This window comes from Pseudoalteromonas sp. SR45-5, assembly GCF_014163565.1.
GTDB lineage: Bacteria > Pseudomonadota > Gammaproteobacteria > Enterobacterales > Alteromonadaceae > Pseudoalteromonas > Pseudoalteromonas distincta.
On the sequence record NZ_JACJDN010000384.1, the window covers coordinates 1 to 3,919 of the forward strand.

Sequence of the window (3,919 nt, forward strand, 5' to 3'; positions counted from 1 at the left end):
TAACCCTTCTTTCTTTAGTGCCATTAATTGCGGTGGGTGTTGCTATATTTTCAGCTTTTCCGGGCTTTGAATCTACTCGCATGGAAATTGAGAGCTTTTTGTTTACCAACTTTGTCCCTACCTCTACCGATGTTATTAGAGAGCACATTAGCTCCTTTGCCGGTAACGCTAATCAAATGACGGCGGTAGGTATTGGCTTTTTAGCTGCAATAGCCTTGCTGTTAATACGTAATGTAGATGCCACACTAAATCGAATTTGGCGAATTAAGAAAAAACGCCCAATGATGATCTCATTTGCTGTGTACTGGATGGTTTTGAGCTTAGGGCCTGTATTACTCGGAGCGAGTATTGGTGTTACCTCTTATATTGTATCTTTGGTATCGTTTGCTGATCAGGGTATTCCTGGGTTTAGCGGGTTTTTGTTAAAGTTATTGCCGTATGGGATTTCGATGGTGGGCTTTATTATGCTCTACACCTTAGTGCCTAATACGCGTGTATCGTTCAGAGCGGCAATACCTGGCGCTTTTTTTGCGGCACTTTTATTTGAGCTGACTAAAAAAGGGTTTGCACTTTATATTAGCCATTTTCCTTCGTACGAAGTTATTTACGGCGCAGTAGCAACCATTCCTATTTTGTTTGTATGGGTGTATTTATCGTGGGTCGTTGTTTTGCTTGGCGCTGAATTTACTGCGTGTATTAGCCCAAATGATATTCCAGAAACACCAGAACTTGAACTAGAAGATGATGAACCAGCAGTAAAGGACACAGTTTAAATGCAAGGTTTAATACAACGCGTAAAGCATGCCAAAGTAGAAATTAACAACCAAGTAGTAGGTGAAATTAGCCAAGGTATATTGTTGTTGCTGGGCGTTGAAAAACACGACGATACGCAAACGGCCGATAAGCTTTTACACAAGGTAAGTAATTATCGTATTTTTACTGACGAAAACGACAAAATGAACTTAAGCCTTAAAGATATTAAAGGTGAGTTACTGGTGGTTTCGCAATTTACGCTAGCGGCTGATACTAAAAAGGGTATGCGCCCTAGCTTTTCATCTGCGGCAACGCCAAGCCAAGCTAATGAGCTTTACGAGTACTTTGTTGCTCAAGCTAAAGAGTTGGGGCTTACAATAGCCACCGGTGAGTTTGGTGCCGATATGCAAGTAAGCTTGTGTAACGATGGGCCCGTTACGTTTAACTTATCTGTTTAAGTTTTTGGTTACCACGACAATATGATTTACATAGCCCGTAATTTTTTGCGGGCTAACATTACAACCAAATACATCGAGTAATAGCTGCTGAAGTTGCTTTAATTGCGACTCATGCTGCGATAAAAAGTTAATAAATAGCACACCGTTGTTATTTAAAGCCGAGTAAATTTTTTTATAAAATGCCTCTTCAAATAAAAATCGAGGTGCATCTATCTGGCTAAACAAATCTAAAATAATCCAATCAATATTTTGCGCACTTTTTAAAATCTGTTGCGCATCGGCGCAAAGCAGTTGCTCATTTTTATTTGACGAAAAAAATTGGGTATAGCAATCAATAATATCAGCGTTTTTTTCAACCGATGTTATTTGTGCTTTAGGGTATTTGTATTGTAAATAATTACGAATTGCTCCGCCGCCGAGGCCTAGTTCTAACACTTTTTGTGGCGGCTTAAGAGCCTGCCAATGCTTACCTAGGCATAATAAATGTGGAAAAAGTAATAAATCCGGGTTATTTAAATCAATAACAGATTGAAGAGTGTCGTTAATCAGTAACCAGCGTAACGGCTCGTGCTCACGTACTTGAATGTGATCGCCACTGAATTTATGCCAATAGATTAACTGACCAATGCTGTGGCTATTTTCAATAAATTGATCGCCCAGCAAACCCGTCAGTGAATTTATATAATTGATTTTTTTCATCATATTCTCAGCATAAACTAGCAACGTTAAAGCGCAATGGCCTTTGCCATTATTTTTTACGTTATTTTACAGCCATCACCAAAGTCGTATTTGCAGTTTTTTTAAGATGGAGTATGGTATTTGCCATAAATAATACCAACGGACTTAATTATTTAAGCTTTTTAGTTTGGTAGATAATCAATACTATTAGTATAGCGCCGTAGCCTTTTTTGACTTTTATTTACGGCTTATATAACAACAGGAGTATGTATGTTTCAGGTAAGCACCCCACAAAGTAGCGAAGATTGGCAAGCGTATTATCAATTGCGTTGGCAAGTATTACGCGCGCCTTGGGGCGAGCCTCGTGGCTCTGAACAAGACGATATGGAACAAGACTCTGAGCACCGCTTTATAAAAAATAAAGAAGGCGAAGTGCTAGGTGTAGCACGTTTGCACTTTAACAATCATGAGCAAGCACAAGTGCGCTATATGGCGGTTGCAGAGGGTAATCGTAACCAGCATATTGGTAGTCGCTTACTGCACGAGCTTGAAAAAATTGCATGGGTTCAAAACGCAGGCGAGCTTGTATTGTTTGCACGCGAACGAGCGCTTGAGTTTTATAAACGCCACGGTTACGAATTAAAAGAAAAAGCGCACTTAGCGTATGGCGATGTTCAACACTTTAAAATGGTAAAGCAAAAACCGTCTGAGCCAGGTTGGTTTCGTCACCCTAATTGGACGCAAGTACTACAAAATACGTGGCGTGAGTCTATTCCAATTAGTGACGCGATGGGTATTAAGGTAGAAAGCTATACCGATTGGCAATTTACAACCAGCGCCGACCTAGACGCTAACTTAAACCTACATAACACAATGTTTGCAGGTTCTATTTATAGCTTGGCCACGCTAACAGGTTGGGGCGCTACGTACTTAGCACTTAAAGAAGCTGGGCTTGAAGGTAATATTGTATTAGCCGATGCTAACATTAAGTACTTAAAACCGCTTACTACCGACCCACGTGGTTGTGTTGATATACAAACCTGTAAGGGCAAGTTAAGCGATTTAGAAACCGACGGTAAAGCAAGTTACGTAGTGCCAGTAACTATTTACGATGGTGATAACGTGGTTGCAGAATTTGAAGGGCAGTTTGTAGTAAAAAAATAACTGTTTAGCTGTTCAAAACACAAAAAAGCCAAGCAATGCTTGGCTTTTTTGTGCGTAAAATTTAGGGAAGTATTACAGCAAATCGGTTAATAATATACCGACACCAATACGTTCTACATCCGCATTGTAATCAATTAAGCTTTCGCCATAACCGTTAAAGTATTGTGCATAACCACGAACGCGACCCCATAAAGGAAACGACCAGTCGAGTTGAATTGCACCGCGATTATCTGAATTTAAATTGTTACGCGTCATAAAGCTAAATTCATGGTCATGAAAACGATACGCGCCGCTAAATTCAAAGTAACCCATGTATTTGTATATGTCTGGGTTGTCGTCGCCATTGGCTTCTAAAATATCTTCTTTTTCGTCCTCAGCTATTCGGTACCAAGGTTTAAAGCTAAAAACAAAGCCCCTATTTTCCCAAATAAAGTCTGCGTAAATACGGTTCCACGAACGCGAGTTTGGTTGGCTTCGACCGTTTGATTGGTGCGAAATACCTAATGCGATTGCCATTTCGTCGCCCCATAATACGTTTTCTGGGTCGAGGTAATTTATCCAAAATATCTCTGGTTCGTAGTTTGTTTCACGAAATGGAGACGAAATTTCTGAGTTATAAATCTGCCAATATGATTGCAGTGTAAAGCCAAAAAATATGGCTTGGTCTTTATCCGAAAAATCATCGTAAAGAGGCACTTTTATCGATAGCTGATATTTGGCTTCTAGATTGTCGAGCGGTTCGCCGTCGCTATCATCTGTTAGTGCATCAAAACCATCAAAAGGGCGATCGTTTGGGTGTGATACGTACGAAAGCGGTAAAATATAGTTACGCTTATGTGGCGTAATTACATTTCTATTTTTTTTAC

General features: G+C 39.9%; 5 protein-coding genes. 3 read left to right on the forward strand and 2 right to left on the reverse strand.

What is annotated here, in order from left to right; genetic code table 11:
• Positions 1-773 (forward strand): virulence factor BrkB family protein (locus H5072_RS13705; RefSeq protein WP_182693831.1); only part of this gene is annotated, 773 nt, incomplete at its 5' end.
• Positions 774-1,211, forward strand: coding sequence for a D-aminoacyl-tRNA deacylase (gene dtd, locus H5072_RS13710; RefSeq protein WP_024597209.1), 438 nt, complete (start codon positions 774-776; stop codon positions 1,209-1,211).
• On the opposite strand, the gene H5072_RS13715 is transcribed toward dtd, so the two are convergent.
• Positions 1,200-1,913, reverse strand: coding sequence for a spermidine synthase (locus H5072_RS13715; RefSeq protein ID WP_182693832.1), 714 nt, complete (start codon positions 1,911-1,913; stop codon positions 1,200-1,202). The two genes, dtd and H5072_RS13715, sit on opposite strands and share 12 nt — an antisense overlap.
• A gap of 246 nt (positions 1,914-2,159) precedes the next feature.
• Between H5072_RS13715 and H5072_RS13720 the strand changes: the two genes are divergently transcribed.
• Entirely contained in the window at positions 2,160-3,053 is an 894-nt protein-coding gene (locus H5072_RS13720; RefSeq protein WP_002961136.1) for a bifunctional GNAT family N-acetyltransferase/hotdog fold thioesterase, read from the forward strand.
• Positions 3,054-3,125: 72 nt separating this feature from the next.
• Here the strand turns inward: H5072_RS13720 and H5072_RS13725 are convergent.
• Positions 3,126-3,919 (reverse strand): phospholipase A (locus H5072_RS13725; protein WP_182693833.1); only part of this gene is annotated, 794 nt, incomplete at its 5' end.